Here is a 16,120-nt window from a genome sequence, read left to right on the forward strand (position 1 = left end):
GACGTGGTTGGAGCAGGGACATGAAGAGTGTGAGCAAGATGGCCGGCGCGTGCATGCTGGCGGCGCTGCTGGCCGCATGCGGCGGTGGTGGTGGCGGTGGTGACGATGGAGCCGATGCGGCGGCGCCGGTCGCGCCCGTGTCGGTGCAGCCGCCGGTGGACGAGGCAGCGGCCCCGCCGCCGTCCCCGGTGACGGCAGAGGCCTCCGGCGGCGCCGAGCCGCTGACCGAGCTGGCCGAGAGCGTGGCCACCGACCCGTGGGTGCAGACCTGGGTCGACGCCGATCTGGACGCCTACTACCCGACGCGCCCGATCCGGGTCAGCGTCACCGGGCAGGGCACGGTCGGCAACGAGGTGCGCGGCACGGTGGGGCCGATGAACTGCGTGCAGGGCGGCAGCAGCTGCGGCGTCAGCTACACGAAGTACACGACGGTCGTGCTGACGGCGGTGCCGAAGGCCGGCCAGGTGTTCCGCGGCTGGAGCGGTGCCTGCATCGGCTCCGGCACGCGCAGCACCTGCGAGATCCGCAACTACATGCTGCACAACGTCGGCGYGACCTTCGCTCCGGCCTGAACCGCCATGCCGGCCTCTAAACTGGCGGCATGGCACCGACCTCCCCGACACCCGATCCCACCGGGCGCGCCGCCGAGCTGCGCACCCAGCTGAACCACCACGCCCACCTCTACTACGTGCTCGATGCGCCCGCGTTGCCGGATGCCGAGTACGACAAGCTCTTCCAGGAGCTGCAGGCCCTGGAGGCGGCGCACCCCGAGCTGCTGACGCCGGACTCGCCGACGCAGCGCGTCATCGGTGCCGTGCTGCCCGGGCTGACACCGGTGCATCACGTCGTGCCCATGCTGTCCATCACGACGGAGACGGACACGACCGAGGGCGGTGCCATCGCCTTCGACGCCCGCGTGCGCCGCGAGCTGGGGTTGAAGGAAGGTGACGCGCCCGTYGACTACAACGCCGAGCTGAAGTTCGACGGGCTCGCCATCAACCTGCGCTACGAGAACGGCGTGCTGGTCCAGGCGGCCACGCGCGGCGACGGCGAGACCGGCGAGGACGTCACGCACAACGTGCGCACCATCGGCCAGATTCCGTTGCGCCTGCAGGGCGACGCCCCGCAGGTGCTGGAGGTGCGTGGCGAGGTCTACATGCGCCGCGACGCCTTCGAGGCGCTGAACGAGCGCCAGCGCAGCAAGGGCGACAAGACCTTCGTGAACCCGCGAAACACCGCGGCCGGGGCGATCCGCCAGCTCGATTCGCGCCAGGCGCGCGACAAGCCGCTGAGCTTCTATGCCTATGGCCTGGGCGAGGTGCAGGGCTGGGCGCTGCCGGCGACGCAGTCGGGCCTGCTGGATGCGCTGGCGGCCTTCGGCCTGCCGGTCAATGACATGCGCACGGTGGCGAGCGGCACGGCCGGCCTCGTCGCCTTCCACCAGCGCGTGGCCGAGGCGCGCGACGGCCTGCCGTTCGACATCGACGGCGTCGTCTACAAGGTGAACTCGTGGGAGCAGCAGCAGAAGCTCGGCTTCAAGACCCGCGAACCTCGCTGGGCCGTGGCCCACAAATTCCCGGCCCAGGAGCAGGTGACGACCTTGCTGGCCATCGACGTGCAGGTGGGCCGCACCGGCAAGCTGACGCCGGTGGCGCGGCTGGAGCCGGTCTTCGTCGGCGGCACGACGGTCAGCAACGCGACGCTGCACAACGCCTTCGAGATGCGCCGCAAGGGCGTGCGCGTGGGCGACAAGGTCGTCATCCGCCGCGCTGGTGATGTCATCCCTGAAGTGGTCAGTCGAGTAACGGATGTTGCGATTGTTGGCCAGGCTCGCGCGGGGTTTGCGGCGGCGGATGTGGTGAGTCCGACTGCTCGCCATCCTTATGTACCGAACTTCCACATGCCGCGCGCCTGCCCGATCTGCAGGAGCGAAGTGGCCCGCGAGAAGGGCGGCATCGAATACCGCTGCACCGGCGGGCTCTTCTGCCCCGCCCAGCGCAAGCAGGCCCTGCTGCACTTCGCCGGCCGCCGCGCGATGGACATCGAAGGCCTGGGCGACAAGCTCGTCGAGCAGCTCGTCGATGCCGGCATCGTGCTGAGCCTGCCGGGCCTCTACAAACTGGGCGTCGCCAAGCTGGCCGCACTGGACCGCATGGCCGAGAAGAGCGCGCAGAACATCGTCGACGCGCTGGAGAAGAGCAAGGCGCCGACGCTCGCGCGCTTCCTGTTCTCGCTGGGCATCCGCCAGGTCGGCGAGACGACGGCCAAGGACCTGGCGCGCCACTTCGGCACGCTGGACAAGCTGATGAACGCCAGCGTCGAGCAATTGCTGGAGGTGCCCGATGTCGGCCCGATCGTCGCAGCCAGTGTCCACACCTTCTTTGCCCAGCCGCACAACCGCGAGGTCGTCGAGCAGCTGCTGGCGGCCGGCGTGCAGCCCAGGGAGAGTGTCGGCGAGGCCGACGACCGCCCGCGTCCGCTGCTGGGCAAGACGCTGGTGCTGACCGGCACGCTGCCCACGCTCTCCCGTGATGAGGCGCAGGCATTGATCGAGGATGCCGGCGGCAAGGTCAGCAGCTCGGTCTCGAAGAAGACGCACTACGTCGTCGCCGGCGAGGAGGCCGGCAGCAAGCTCGAGAAGGCGCGCACGTTGGGCGTCGAGGTGATCGACGAGGCGGCACTGCGCGCGCTGCTCGCGCAACCCGGGTGACAACCCGGGCTCAACCCCCACTTGTTCGCTTGTCACCTCCCAAAAGGCAGGGCGGTGGCAGAAGGCGGGTGCGGGGAGGCTGTGGAGCGCCAATAAGGGCGGGTCGCCGGAGCTGGCTGATTTCATGGCCCGCGTGCGCAGCACGCTTCGTGAACTGACTGTCGCCCACTGTCTGACCACAACGAACGAAGTGAGTGGAGGGAGTTTGGGCGACGGGCCATGAAATCAGTCAGCGCAGGGCAGTCCTCGCCCCGCGAGGGGCGAGGACCGACCCAACCGGCGCACCACAGCCTCCCCGCACCCGCCTTCCGCGCCTACGGTGCCGCGGCGTGCACGGCCATCGCGAGCAGCGCCAGGCACCACACGATCAACGCCCCGGCCGGCAGGTCGAACGCCGACGACAGCGCCAGCCCGATCGCATACCCGAGCACCCCGATGCCATAGGCCAGCGGCAGCCGCCGCGCCTCGCGGTGCTTGCGCGTGCCCAGGCTGGGCACGATCAGCGTCGCGAACACCAGGTAGACGCCGACCAGCTGCACCGAGACCGTGACCGCCAGCGCGAACAGCAGGTAGAAGCCCGCTCGCTCGACCAGCGCGCGCGCACCGAACCACAGCCCGAGGATCGCGAGCGTCGCCACCAGCGGGATCGCGAGCTGCGTGTAGCTGACCCACAGGATCTGCCCGGCCAGCAGGTCGCGCAGGTGCTCGCCGCCGTGCGGGTTCTTCGCGAGCAGCAGGATGCCGGCGGTCGCGGCCAGCACGAACAGCACGCCGATCTGCGCCTCCTGCACGTCGGGCCATTTCTTCTCGGTCCAGGTCAGCAGCAGCGCGCCGGCCAGCGCGGCCAGCGCCGCGGCCACCTGCACCTGCCAGCCGCCCGGGTCGATGTCGAGCAGGCCGGCGACGATCACGCCGAGTGCTGCGATCTGCGCGATCGCGAGGTCGATGAAGACGATGCCCTTGCGCAGCACCTGCGCACCCAGCGGCACGTGCGTCGCGACGACCAGCAGCCCGGCCGCGAGCGCCGGCGCGAGGATCGCGAAATCGATCGGTGCCACCGTCATTTGGTGTTGTCCATCTTTGCGCCTTCCAGCAACAACGCAACGCTGCTGTCGAACAATCCGAACAGGTCGCCCGCCTTGTCATTGCCGCCGACGGTGAACGGCAGCGCGACGGCCGGGATCTTCGCGTGCTCCGACAACCACTTCGATGCGCGCGGGTCCTCGTAGGCGGCCCGCACCACCATCTTCGCCGGCTGCTGCGCGAGCTGCGCGCTCAGCTCGGTGAGGTGGCCCGCGCTCGGCTCGACACCGGGCTTCGGCTCCAGCGTCCCGATCTCGCGCACGCCGAGCCAGCTCCACAGGTAGCCCATGTTCTTGTGGTGCGCGACCACCACCACGCCCTTCAGCGGCAACGCTCGCACCTCCCAGCGCTGCAGCGCCGCGGCCCAGCGGGTGTTGAAGTCCTGCAGGCGCTGCTGATAGGTGGCGGCGTTGGCGGCGTCGAGCTGCGCCAGGCGCGCACCGAGCGCCGCCGCCACCTTCGCGATGTTGCGCGGGTCCTGCTGGATGTGCGGGTTGCCCTGCGCGTGCACGTCGCCGTCGCCGCGGTCCAGCCGCGTCGGCACCTCCAGCGGCGTGACGAAGCGGCCGGCCTCGAACATCGCCGGCGCGCCGGGCGAGAGCTTCGCGTTGCCCGATTGCTGGATCAGCACCGGCAGCCAGCCGATCTCCAGCTCCATGCCGGTGCACACCAGCAGGTCGGCACCGCGCACGCGCGCGATCAGGCTGGGCCGGGCCTCGATGTGATGCGGGTCCTGCAGCGCGGTGGTGGCCGACGACACGTTGAGCTTGTCGCCGCCGAGTTCCTTCGCGAGGGCGGCCCATTCGGGCTCGCAGGCGACGACGTTCAGCGCGGCCTGCGCGTTCGCTGCGAGGCCGGCGAGCGCGGCGAGCAGCAGGGGTTTCAGGAAGGAAGTCATGCGGTGTCCTAGAACGAGTGGGCACCATGGGCACCGAGGCTCATGATGTATTGGAGGAAGAGCTGCCGGTCGGTCACGTCGCCGCGGCTGCGGTCGCTGGCGAGCTGCAGCCGGAAGCGGCTGAATTCCGACAGCGAGTAGTCGGCCATCAGCGTGCTGCGCGTCGGCGTCGCGCGCTGCAGCACCGGCAGGTCGGCGGCGGCCAGCGTGCCGTTGTCGACCAGGCCGATCGCGAGGCTGCCGGCATCGAGCCGGTCGTACCTTGCGCCGACCCGCCACTGCGGCATGAACTGCCAGACGGCCTGCAGGTACCAGCCGCTCTGCGTGCTGCTGAAGCCGCCGATCGCCGCGGCCTGGGCCAGCGTGCCGTCTTCGGTACGGCGGAAGTACTCGCCCTGCAGCTTCAGGTTCTCGCGCGTCGCGTTGCCGCCCGGCGCCCATTTGTAGATCGCGTCCGCCACCCACGTCCTGCTGCGGCCGCTGAACGAGGCGCCGTGGTCGTCGCCGTTCGCGTCGAGGTCGTCGTAGCGCCGGTCCTGCGCGCGCTGGCGCAGGTAGGACAGGCCGGCGCGCCAGCTCGCGCTCTCGCCGAGGTCGTCGCCGACGTGCGCGAACAGCGCGGCCGAGCCGATGCCGTTGCGGCCGGTGTCATTGCCGGGGAAGGTGGCGCCGGAACCGATCTCGGCGCCGAGTTCGACGAAGCGCTCCGTGGGTGCGAGCCAGTGCAGGTGCAGCCCGTCGGTCTTCAGCGGGCCGCCGAAGAAGGCCTGGTAGGCGAGCGGCGCATCGACGAAATCCCAGGCATGCGCATGCTGGCTGTTCAGGTAGCCGATCGACGACAGGAAGCGCCCGCCCTTCAGCGTGGCACCGTCGAACAGGCCCTGGCGCTCGAACACCGCTTCCTCGACGCTGACGCTGTCGTCGCCGGTCAGCGAAAACGTCAGGTGGCCGCTGAAGGTCGGGTCGATGGTCGCGGCGAGCCCGAGTTCGGATTCGCCGAGCTGGAAGCTGCGCTTGCCGGGGCCGACCTCGCCGCCCGAGGGCATGAAGCCCTGGATGCGGTAGCGGGCAGGGTCCTGCGACAGGTTGGCGTAGGTGCCGTTGAGGATCAGCGAGATCGCCGGGTTGAAGGCCGATGCCGACGTGGCCGCGGCAGGGGCTGGCGCGGGGGGCGGTGCTTCGGCAGGCGGGGCGGCCGGCGCCGCCTGCTGCAGTTGTTGCAGCTTCTGCTCCAGCGCCTGCATCCGGGCCTCGTAGGACTGGCGCAGGTCGGCGATGTCTTTCTTCAGCTGCTCGACGTCCGATGCCGGGTCGGCGAGCGCGTTCGGGGGCCAGGCCAGCGCGGCGGCCAGGCCCAGCGAGGAGCCCAGCCCGGCGGCCCAGGTGCGGTGGAGTTGCATGGGGTGCGTCCTGCAGACGGTCTGCGGGTGATCGGGCGCCGGCAGGGCCCAGGAGGCGCGCCGACGGCGAAGACGGATCAGGCGTGCAGCGTCGGCGGGCCGCGGGCGCGGGTGGCGACCGGTGTGGCGCCGTCCCGCGCATCGGGCGGCAAGGGGGCGGCCGGCGGTGGGGTGACGGCGGGCGCCGTCCAGTCGAAGTGCGTCGGCATCGCCRCATCGAGCTGCGCGAACGCGAGGCAGGCGTCGCAGACCTTGTCGGATTGCGTCTGCCGCTCCTTGCCGGCCTGGGCGTGCCCGGGCGCGGGCAGCCCGTGCGACAGCGCATGCGCGAGCCACAGCTGCGGGGTCAGCAGGACCGACCCGACGAGCAGGGCAAGGCGAAGGAAGCGCAGGAGGGCCATCGAGGGTGTCGCGCGAGAGCGCACGCAGCGCCCGGAAAATAGCACACGCCGGCAGGGCGGCGCGCGATTCACGACAATGCCGGGTCGATGCGACGACTTTGCAAAGGACGCTGACCGATGACCGTGCGCGAGATCCTCAAGATGGGCGACCCCCGGTTGCTGCGCATTGCGCCGCCGGTGCCGCGCGAGCAACTGGGCAGCCGCGAGCTGCAGCAGCTGATCGACGACATGTTCGACACGATGCACCATGCCAACGGGGCCGGGCTCGCGGCGCCGCAGATCGGCGTCGACCTGCAGCTCGTGATCTTCGGCTTCAAGAACAACGCCCGCTACCCCGATGCGCCCGCGGTGCCGGAGACGGTGCTGATCAACCCGACGATCGTGCCGCTGTCCGACCTGCGGGAAGAGGGCTGGGAAGGCTGCCTGTCGGTGCCGGGGCTGCGCGGCATGGTGCCGCGCCATGCGCGCATCCGCTACACCGGCCTCGACCCGCAAGGCAACCTGATCGACCGCGAGGCCGAGGGCTTCCATGCCCGCGTCGTGCAGCATGAATGYGATCACCTGATCGGCAAGCTCTATCCCACACGGATCGAGGACTTCAGCAAGTTCGGGTTCACCAGCGTGCTGTTCCCGGACCTGGACCCGAACGACGACGACTGACGGCTTTTCGCCGGCCGTTTGCGAAGAAAGGTTTCTGCGGTCAGCCGCGTCACGGTCTGACACGTTGTGCCCCCTGGAACCTCACCGGTTCCACGCGGTCCCACCGGACCGTGACCATGCAACGTGAGGAGCTCGCCGTGCCGAACAGCACCCGAATCGCTACATCCGCCCGCATGGGCGCCTGGTCTGCACGCTGGCTGGGCTTCGTGGCTGGCCTGATGCTGATGTCCGTGCTGGCGGTGTTCGCGCAGCCCGCGCGGGCCGCCGACGAAGACCCGCCGGGCCGTGTCGGCCGGCTGTCCGAAGTCGACGGCGCCGTCKGGGTCTATGCCCCCGAGAGCGCCGAATGGATCGCCGCGGCGCGCAACCGGCCGGTCACCACCGGCGACCGCCTGTCGACCGAGAAGGATGGCCGCGCCGAGATCCGCATCGGCTCCACCACGCTGCGCATCGCCGCCAACACCGAGGTCGAGGTGCTGCAGCTCGATGACAACCACCTGAGCCTGCAGCTGCTCAGCGGCAGCCTGTCGGCGCGGCTGCGCACCCGCGAATCGGCCAGTGAATTCGGCGTGGCCACCGGCGAAGGGCGCTTTCGCACCGACCGCACCGGCAGCTACCGCTTCGACCGCATCGACGACACCAGCCAGGTCACCGTGGTGAGCGGCCAGGCGCAGTTCGAAGGCGACCGCACCGCGTTGACCGTGGTGCCCAATCAGCGTGCCGAGTTCTGGCGCGACAAGCCCGAGGCGCCGACGCAGTACAGCATCACCGACCCGGTGCGCGACCCGTTCTCCGACTGGGTGGCCTCGCTCGACCAGCGCGACGAGCGCAGCGTCTCGACCCGCTACGTCTCGCCCGAGATGACCGGCGTCGAAGACCTGGACCGCTACGGCCGCTGGGAGCAGAGCCCCGATTACGGTGCGATCTGGATCCCGCGCAACGTGGCACCCGACTGGGCGCCGTACCGCATGGGCCACTGGGCCTGGGTGAACCCGTGGGGCTGGACCTGGGTCGACGACGCGCCCTGGGGCTTCGCACCGTTCCACTACGGCCGCTGGATGTGGCACCGCAACGCCTGGTGCTGGACGCCGGGCACCTACATCGCGCGGCCGGTGTATGCACCGGCGCTGGTGGCGTGGGTGGGCGGGCCGAACCTGAGCCTGTCGATCTCGGTCGGCAACTCGCCGTCGGTCGGCTGGTTCCCGCTCGCGCCGCGCGAGGTCTACGTGCCGGGCTACCGTGTCAGCCCGCGCTACATCCGCAACGTCAACGTGACCCACGTGACCAACATCACCAACGTCACGAACATCATCAACAGCCCAGGTGCGGTGGTGCAGCAGACGAACTACATCAACCGCGGCATGCCGCATGCGGTGACGGTGGTGCCGGCGGTGGTGATGGAGCGCCGCCAGCCGGTGGCGCCGGCGATGACGCGCGTCAACGACCGCGTGCTGCGCGACATGGGGCGCGAACGGCCGCGCGTCGACGCGCCGGTGGCGATGCCGATGCCTGCGCGGGGCGAGGCCGGCGGGCGGCGCGTCGAGGATCCGCGCACCGGGCGCGTCAGCTTCGCGCCGAACCCGCAGCAGCCGGTTCCGCCGCCGCCGGGGCGCCGCGAGAACAACGGCGCCAACCTGGGCAGCACGCTCGTGCCCGGCAACGGCGCAGGCCGTGGCGACAACGGGCGCGACAACGGGCGCGACAACGGGCGCGACAACGGGCGCGACAACAACGGGCGCGGTGACAACAACGGCCGTGGCGAGAACAACGGCCGCGGCGATGGCGGCTGGGGCCGGCCGGAGCGGCCCGGCACGCCGGTGGCGCAGCAACCGCAACAGCAGCCGCAGCAACCTCAGCTGGGGCAGGCGCCGCAACAGCAGAGTCCGCAACCGCAGCAACAGCCCGGCTACACGCCGCGCCCGCGTCCGGGCCGTGACGTGCCCGATGCCGGCCAGCAGCCCGGCGGCAACCGCCCGCCGGTCGCGAACGCCACCCAGCCGCAGGCGCCGTCGGTGAACACGCCGGAGCGCCGTCATCCGATGCCGGTGAACCAGGAAGGCGAATCGCGGGGCCGTCCGCGGGTTGACCGCGGCGAGCGGCCTGCACCGGTCGGCGGCCAGCCGCAACTGCAGCCGCGCCCGGTGCCTCAGCAGCAGCAACCGGCGCAGCCCCAGGTGCAGCATCCGGCCGCGCCCCAGGTGCAACCGCCGCAGGCGCCGCAGCGTCCGCAACCGCAGGCACCGCAGCCGCCCCAACAGCCCCAGCAGCCGCCGCGCGTGCCCGAGGTGCGTGTGCCGCAGCAGGCGCAACCGCGCCAGGAGCAGCCGCGTGTCGAGCAGCGGCAGGAACGCCAGGACCGACCCGAGCGCCGCAACGAGCGCGAGAGCAACCGCTGAGGGTCAGCCGAGCATTGGTTTGAGGGCCGCCCAGACGTTGTTCAGCATCGTCGGGTGGGCCTTCGCGATCGGGTGGATGCGGTCGGGCTGGAACATCGTGTCGGCCTGCGGCGAATCGGCCACGCCTTTCAGCAGGAAGGGCACGAGGGCGGTGTCCTCCGTCTTCGCGACCTGGGCGAACAGCGCCGCGAAGTCGGCGCCGTACTGCCGCCCGTAATTCGGCGGCACCTGCATCCCGACCACCAGCACCTTGGCGCCGGCCTGCTTGGCGGCGCGCACCATCGCGAGCAGGTTGTCGCGCGTCATCGCGAGCGGCAGGCCGCGCAGCGCATCGTTGCCGCCGAGTTCGATCACGACGATGCCCGGCTGGTGCTGCTTCAGCAGCGCCGGCAGGCGCGAGCGGCCGCCGGAGGTGGTGTCGCCGCTGATGCTCGCGTTGACGACGGTGGCGGCGATCTTGTCGCGCACGAAGCGCTCGCCGAGCAGGGCGACCCAGCCTTCGCCGCGCTGCAGGCCGTACTCGGCCGACAGGCTGTCGCCGAGCACCAGCACGCGGCGCGGCGTGGCGGCGTGAGCCCCCGGCAGCGCGCTTGCCGTGGCAAGCAAGGTACAGTGAACCAGCAACGCGCGTCGCGTGAGCCGTCTACCTGCAGAAGCATTCATGTCCGAATCCATCATTTCCGTCGAGCGCGTCACCAAGCAGGTGCAGGACTCGACCGGTGTGCTGACCATTCTCCACGAGATCGACTTCGCGCTCGCCGCGCGGCAATCGGCGGCCATCGTCGGTGCGTCCGGCTCGGGCAAGAGCACCTTGTTGTCGATCATCGCGGGCTTGGACACGCCGAGCACCGGAACGGTTCGCCTGGCCGGCCACGATCTTTTCGCGCTCGGCGAGGACGCGCGCGCCGCGGTGCGTGCCGCGCAGCTCGGCTTCGTGTTCCAGAGCTTCCAGCTGCTGGGCAACCTGAATGCGCTCGAGAACGTGATGCTGCCGCTGGAGCTGCAGGGCCGCAGCGATGCGCGGGCCCTGGCCACCGAGATGCTGCGCCGTGTCGGGCTGGGTGAGCGGCTGTCGCACTACCCGAAGGTGCTGTCGGGCGGCGAGCAGCAGCGCGTGGCGCTGGYGCGCGCCTTCGTCGTGAAGCCGGCGGTGCTGCTGGCCGACGAGCCCACCGGCAGCCTCGATTTCGCGACCGGCGAGAAGGTGATGGAGCTGATGTTCGAGCTGAACCGCGAATCGGGCACGACGCTGGTGCTCGTCACGCATGACCGCAGCATCGCGGCGCGGTGTGACAGGCAGCTGCACATCGAGGCGGGGAGGTTGAATCAGCAGGTTCTTGCGTAGTTCTGTGCTTGCAAAGGCGCGTGGGGGGAGGCTGTGGCTCGCCGGCCGGTGCGGTCATCGCCCCTGGCGGGGCGATGACTTCCCTCCGCTGACTGGTTTCATGGCCCGTCGCCCAAACTCCCTCCGTTCGCTTCGCTCACTGTGGTCAAACAGTGTGCGACAGTCAGTTCACGAAGCGYGCTGGCGCRCGCGGGCCATGAAACCAGCCAGCTCCGGCGCCCCGTCCTKATTGRCGCTCCACRGCCTCCCCCCACGCGCCTTTGTGCCACCGCCCAGCTACTTTTTAGGTGACAAGCGAACAAGTGAGGGTTGATGCCCGGGCTGTCACCCGGGCCTGTTCTCCGCACGCATCGAGCCACTGGTTCGGCAAAGGCGGGGGCGGGGGGTGTGGGGAGCGCCAATYAGGACGGGGCGCCGGAGCTGTGCAGTTTGATGGCCCCGCGCGAAGCGCGATCGTGAACTGACTGTCGCCGACTGTTTGACCACAACGAACGAAGTGAGTGGAGGGAGTTTCGGCGACGGTTCATGAAAGCAGATGGCGCAGGGGAGTCATTGCCCCGCCAGGGGCGATGACCGCACCGGCCGGCGAGCCCCACACCCCCCGCCCGCGCCTTTGCGCGCGCCCATGCCAGCGCCCCCAGGAGTTCAGGGCGCGATCAGCGCGTTCAACGCCCGCAGGTCATCCGGCTTCAACTGCCCCGCCGCCTGCCGCAGCTTCAGGCTGTTGACCAGCACGTCGTAGCGCGCCTTCGCCAGGTCGCGCCGCGCGTTGAACAGCTGGGTCTGCGCGTTCAGCACGTCCAGGTTCACCCGCACGCCGACCTTGTAGCCGAGCTGCGTGGCTTCCAGCGCGAGCTGGCTCGACGACTCGGCCGCCTCCAGCGCCGTCACCTGCGCCTGGCCCGACTGCACGCCGAAGAAGGCCTGGCGCGTCGCCTGCGCGGTGCCGCGGCGCGCCGAGTCGAGCAGGTTGCGCGATTGCTCCTCGAGCTGCAGCGTTTCCTTCACGCGGTTCTGGATCGCGAAGCCGGCGAACAGCGGCACGGTCATCGTCACCCCGACGCTGGAGCCGGTGGTCCGGCCCGACACATCCACCGGCTTCGTGATCGAGGCGTGGCCCCGGCTGTAGCTGCCGGCCAGGTCGACCGTCGGCAGGTGGCCGGCACGCGCCTTCTCGGTCTCGAGCTTCGCGATGTCGTAGCCCAGTTGCGCGCGGCGCACGGTCGGCGCGGTGTCGGTCTGCGACACCCAGGCTTCGACGTTGTCCGGTGCCGTGGCCGGCAGCGCGACCGGGGTCRCCAGCGGCTTCGGCGTGACGCCGTCACGACCGACCAACTGGTCGAGCGCGATGCGCTTGGTGCGCAGGTCGTTGTCGGCCGCGATCTCCTGCGCCCGGGCCAGGTCGAAGCGCGCCTGCGCCTCGCGGGTGTCGGTGATGGTCGCGGTGCCGACCTCGAAGTTGCGCTTCGCCGAGGCCAGCTGCTCGGCGATCCCGTTCTTGTTGGCCTGTGCGGTGGCCAGCGCGTCCTGCGCCGCCAGCACGTCGAAATACGTCTGCGCGACGCGCACGATCAGCTCCTGCTCGGCGGTCTCCAGGTCGGCGCGCGAGACTTCGACACCCAGGTCGGCCTGGTCGATGGACTTGTCATTGGCGCGGTTGAACAGCGTCTGCGACGCGCTCAGCTCGCCCGTGGTCGAGGTGCCGGTCGAATCGCCGCTGGCCGGCGATTCGCTGTCGCTGCGGCCGGCCTGCAACTGGGCCTGGACCTTCGGCCGGCGCAGCGCATGCACCTGGTCGGCCCGGGACTGCGTCGACTCGGCCAGCGCCTTCGCCGCCAGGTAGGTCGCGTCGTAGCCGCGCGCCGTGTCGTAGAGCTCGGCGAGGCTTTGCGCCTGCGCGAAGGGCACGGCACCGAACAGGACGGCGCAGGCCAGCATCAGGCGGCTCGGCTTCGGCAAACGGGTCAGGGACACAGCGGACATGGGACGTTCCTTGCGGGATGGGTGATCAGGAATCAGTAGAGAGGCACCGACGCGTCGACCTCGCGCGACCACGCGTCGATGCCGCCGGCGATGTTGTACACGTCGGCATGGCCCTCGCGCTCGAGGAATGCGACGACCTGCAGACTTCGCATGCCGTGGTGACACAAACCCAGGATGGGCTGCGCCGCGTCGAGCTCGGCCAGGCGCTGCGGGATCTCGCGCATCGGGATGCAGACGGTGGGCACGCCCGGCACGGCGAGCGCGGCGGTCTGCACCTCCCACGGCTCACGCACGTCCAGGATCACCGGCCGGGTGTCGGGGCCGAAGCTCGCGAGGAGCGCGTGCACGTCGGTGACTCGAACCTGTTGCATGTCGCGGTGTGTCCTGTGCCGATCAGAAATGGAAGCGCGACGGCTCGTCGAAGCCCAGCAGCCGCGGCGCGACCGTGTCGAACAGCTCGACGCTGCGGAACTCGGCCTCGCCGACGCGCGTGACCAGCGTCGCGCGCATCACCGGCTCCTGGCCGACGATCGCGGCGAGGCGGCCGCCGACCTTCAGCTCGTTCAGCAGCGCCTGCGGCACCGCGGCGACCGAGCCCGACAGCAGGATCACGTCGAACGGACCGGCCGTCGGCAGCCGCTTCGAGCCGTCGCCCTCGACCACGTTGACGTTCGCGACCGCGGCGCGGCGCAGGTTCTCGGCGGCCAGGCGGGCCAGCTCGGGCACGATCTCCAGCGTGACCACCTGGCGCGCCTTGTGCGACAGCAGCGCGGCCATGTAGCCCGAGCCGGCGCCGATCTCCAGCACGCGCTCGTGGCGGCGCACGTTCAGTTCCTGCAGCAGCCGGGCCTCGACGCGCGGCGCCAGCATCTGCTGGCCGCCCGGCAGCGGCACCTCGGTGTCCATGAAGGCCATCGCGCGGTAGGCGGCGGGCACGAAATCCTCGCGCTTGATCACGCCCAGCAGCGTCAGCACGCCGGGGTCGAGCACGTCCCACGGGCGGATCTGCTGCTCGATCATGTTGAAGCGGGCTTGTTCGACGTTCATGGCGGCGTTCCTCCGGAAGCAGGCTGGGGTTGGGGCAAACCCGGCATTTTAGGGGGCGCCCACCTGCGTCTGGCCCATGTCGCGAGGTCGTCGAGATAGCAGTAGATGACGGGCACCACCACCAGCGTCAGCAGYGACGAGGTGATCACCCCGCCGATCACCGCCTGGCCCATCGGGGCGCGCTGCTCCGAGCCCTCGGACAGCGCGAACGCCAGCGGCACCATGCCGAAGATCATCGCGAGCGTCGTCATCAGGATCGGGCGCAACCGCACCTCGGCGGCATGCAGCAGCGCCTGCTCGCGGGTCATCGGCGGCTCGCCGTGGTCGAGCCCGTGCTCGCCGCGGTGCTCGCCGGCGCGCGAGCGGATCGCGAAATCCACCAGCAGGATCGCGTTCTTCGTCACCAGCCCCATCAGCATCACSAYGCCGATGATGSWRAACATSKWSAGCGTSGAGCGGAACAKCAGCAGSGCSAGCACCACRCCGATCAGSGTCAGCGGCAGCGAGSTCATCAGCGCSAKCGGCTGCARRAARCTSYKGAACTGGCTSGCSAGGATCATGTAGATGAACACCACCGCCAGTGCCAGCGCACCCACGGCGTACGCGAACGATTCGTTCATGTTCTTCGTCGAGCCGCCGAACACGTAGCGGTAGCCGGGCGGCCACGCGATGGTGTCGAGCGCGCGGCGGATGTCGGCCGACACGTCGCCGGAGCTGCGGCCGTAGGCGTTCGCGTCGATGTTGATCTCGCGGTTCAGGTCGCGCCGGTTGATCTGGTTCGGGCCGGTCGACGGCGTGATGTCGGCCACCTGCGACAGCCGCACCGAGCGCGCCGATCCGTCGGCCGCCGCGGCGACGTTGATCGGCAGGCGCTGCAGGTCTTCCAGCGTGTTGCGGCTGTCGGGCGCGAGGCGCACGTTCACGTCGTAGTTCTCGCCGTCGGGCGCACGCCAGTTGCCCACCGTGGTGCCGGCCACCAGCGTGCGCAGGCTGTTGGCGAGCGCGTTGACGTTCAGTCCGGCGTCGGAGGCGGCGTCGCGCTTCACGTCGATCGCGACGGTCGGCTTGTCGGGCTTCAGCGTGGTGTCGAGGTCGACCAGGCCGGGAATGGCGCGCAGCTTCACGTCGAGCTGGGCCGACAGCCGCGCGAGTTCGGCCAGGTCGGCGCCCTGGATCGAGAACTGCAGGCTCTTGCCGCCACCGAGGTCGGTCGGGCCGATGTTGGTGACGGTGATGCCGGGGATGCGCGACAGCCGCTCGCGCAGCGGCACGCTGAGCTCGTTCAGGTTGCGGCTGCGGTCCTTGCGGTCGACGAGGCGGATGTAGGTGGAGGCGTAGATCTTGCCGAGCGCGTTGCCGCTGTTGATCGTGGTCACCGTGTGGCGCACCTCGGGCATCTCGCGCAGCATCGCGTCGACCTGCTTCGCGCGCATCTCGGTGACCTCGATCGACGAGCCGACCGGCGTGTAGAAGTTGACCTGCGTCTCGGAGAAGTCGGCCTTCGGCACGAACTCGGCGCCGAGCACCGGGATCAGGAAGAAGCTGCCGACGAAGGTGGCGAGCGCGATGCCGAGCGTCGCGAGCTTGTGCGCGAGCGCCCAGCCGAGGATCTCCTGGTAGGCGTGCGACAGCCACTGCGTGAAGCGGTCGAACACGCCGGTGACGCGGCCGATGGTCTTGTCGTAGAGCGTYACCGGCGGCCCGTGGTGCACGCCGTGGGCCTGCGGATCGTGCCAGATGCTCGACAGCATCGGATCGAGCGTGAAGCTGACGAACATCGAGATCAGCACCGCCGCGACGATGGTCAGCCCGAACTCGTGGAAGAACTTGCCGACGATGCCGCCCATGAAGCCGATCGGCAGGAACACCGCGACGATCGACAGCGTGGTGGCCAGCACCGCGAGGCCGATCTCGTTGGTGCCGTCCAGCGCGGCCTGGTGCGCGCTCTTGCCCATCTGCACATGGCGCACGATGTTCTCGCGCACGACGATCGCGTCGTCGATCAGCAGCCCGACGCACAGGCTCAGCGCCATCATCGTGATGGTGTTGATCGTGAAGCCGAACACGTACATGAACAGGAAGGTGCCGATCAGCGCGATCGGCAGCGTCAGGCCGGTGATGACGGTCGAGCGCCAGGAGTTCAGGAACAGGAACACGATCAGCACCGTGAGCGCCGCGCCCTCGAACAGCGTGCGCT

At 70.1% G+C, this 16,120-nt stretch carries 14 protein-coding genes; 5 read left to right on the top strand and 9 right to left on the bottom strand.

The window, feature by feature from the left end; all coding sequences use genetic code 11:
* The first annotated feature begins 20 nt into the window (after positions 1–20).
* Positions 21–572, top strand: a complete 552-nt coding sequence (locus tag AC1D12_RS07730) for an InlB B-repeat-containing protein (RefSeq protein WP_477839750.1) — start codon at positions 21–23, stop codon at positions 570–572.
* A gap of 29 nt (positions 573–601) precedes the next feature.
* Positions 602–2,710: an NAD-dependent DNA ligase LigA gene (gene ligA / locus AC1D12_RS07735; RefSeq protein WP_477839752.1), complete on the top strand. Its 2,109-nt coding sequence runs from the start codon at positions 602–604 to the stop codon at positions 2,708–2,710.
* Between the two features lie 314 nt (positions 2,711–3,024).
* On the opposite strand, the gene AC1D12_RS07740 is transcribed toward ligA, so the two are convergent.
* From AC1D12_RS07740 to AC1D12_RS07755, 4 genes are all read right to left on the bottom strand, one after another.
* Positions 3,025–3,774 carry a metal ABC transporter permease gene (locus AC1D12_RS07740; RefSeq protein WP_477839754.1) on the bottom strand — a complete coding sequence of 250 codons (750 nt, stop codon included), beginning with the start codon at positions 3,772–3,774 and terminating at the stop codon, positions 3,025–3,027.
* The gene (locus AC1D12_RS07745; protein ID WP_465111915.1) at positions 3,771–4,691 is read right to left on the bottom strand and encodes a metal ABC transporter substrate-binding protein; all 921 of its coding nucleotides are present in this window, start codon (positions 4,689–4,691) and stop codon (positions 3,771–3,773) included. The genes AC1D12_RS07740 and AC1D12_RS07745 overlap by 4 nt, the downstream gene beginning before the upstream one ends.
* An 8-nt stretch (positions 4,692–4,699) precedes the next feature.
* Positions 4,700–6,091: a hypothetical protein gene (locus tag AC1D12_RS07750; protein WP_477839757.1), complete on the bottom strand. Its 1,392-nt coding sequence runs from the start codon at positions 6,089–6,091 to the stop codon at positions 4,700–4,702.
* Positions 6,092–6,168: 77 nt separating this feature from the next.
* Positions 6,169–6,492 carry a hypothetical protein gene (locus tag AC1D12_RS07755; protein WP_477839759.1) on the bottom strand — a complete coding sequence of 108 codons (324 nt, stop codon included), beginning with the start codon at positions 6,490–6,492 and terminating at the stop codon, positions 6,169–6,171.
* Positions 6,493–6,609: 117 nt separating this feature from the next.
* On the opposite strand from AC1D12_RS07755, the gene def reads away from it, so the two are divergent.
* The gene (gene def / locus AC1D12_RS07760) at positions 6,610–7,152 is read left to right on the top strand and encodes a peptide deformylase (protein ID WP_477839761.1); all 543 of its coding nucleotides are present in this window, start codon (positions 6,610–6,612) and stop codon (positions 7,150–7,152) included.
* 116 nt (positions 7,153–7,268) lie between these two features.
* Positions 7,269–9,548, top strand: coding sequence for a DUF6600 domain-containing protein (locus AC1D12_RS07765; RefSeq protein ID WP_477839763.1), 2,280 nt, complete (start codon positions 7,269–7,271; stop codon positions 9,546–9,548).
* A gap of 3 nt (positions 9,549–9,551) precedes the next feature.
* On the opposite strand, the gene AC1D12_RS07770 is transcribed toward AC1D12_RS07765, so the two are convergent.
* Positions 9,552–10,211 (bottom strand): arylesterase, encoded by a 660-nt coding sequence (locus AC1D12_RS07770; protein WP_477829072.1) that lies wholly within the window; start codon positions 10,209–10,211, stop codon positions 9,552–9,554.
* Between AC1D12_RS07770 and AC1D12_RS07775 the strand changes: the two genes are divergently transcribed.
* Positions 10,210–10,893 carry an ABC transporter ATP-binding protein gene (locus AC1D12_RS07775; protein WP_477839765.1) on the top strand — a complete coding sequence of 228 codons (684 nt, stop codon included), beginning with the start codon at positions 10,210–10,212 and terminating at the stop codon, positions 10,891–10,893. The genes AC1D12_RS07770 and AC1D12_RS07775 overlap by 2 nt on opposite strands.
* 645 nt (positions 10,894–11,538) lie before the next feature.
* Here AC1D12_RS07775 and AC1D12_RS07780 read toward each other — a convergent pair.
* The 4 genes from AC1D12_RS07780 to AC1D12_RS07795 all read right to left on the bottom strand — a co-directional run.
* Positions 11,539–12,876, bottom strand: a complete 1,338-nt coding sequence (locus tag AC1D12_RS07780) for a TolC family outer membrane protein (protein WP_477839766.1) — start codon at positions 12,874–12,876, stop codon at positions 11,539–11,541.
* A gap of 32 nt (positions 12,877–12,908) precedes the next feature.
* Positions 12,909–13,247 carry a rhodanese-like domain-containing protein gene (locus AC1D12_RS07785; protein WP_477827950.1) on the bottom strand — a complete coding sequence of 113 codons (339 nt, stop codon included), beginning with the start codon at positions 13,245–13,247 and terminating at the stop codon, positions 12,909–12,911.
* A gap of 22 nt (positions 13,248–13,269) precedes the next feature.
* Positions 13,270–13,923: a protein-L-isoaspartate O-methyltransferase family protein gene (locus tag AC1D12_RS07790; protein ID WP_477827949.1), complete on the bottom strand. Its 654-nt coding sequence runs from the start codon at positions 13,921–13,923 to the stop codon at positions 13,270–13,272.
* On the bottom strand, positions 13,920–16,120 hold a 2,201-nt coding region (locus AC1D12_RS07795), incomplete at its 5' end, for an efflux RND transporter permease subunit (RefSeq protein WP_477839768.1). The genes AC1D12_RS07795 and AC1D12_RS07790, both read right to left, overlap by 4 nt.

The sequence above is a fragment of the Rhizobacter sp. P1_G5 genome, assembly GCF_056405435.1.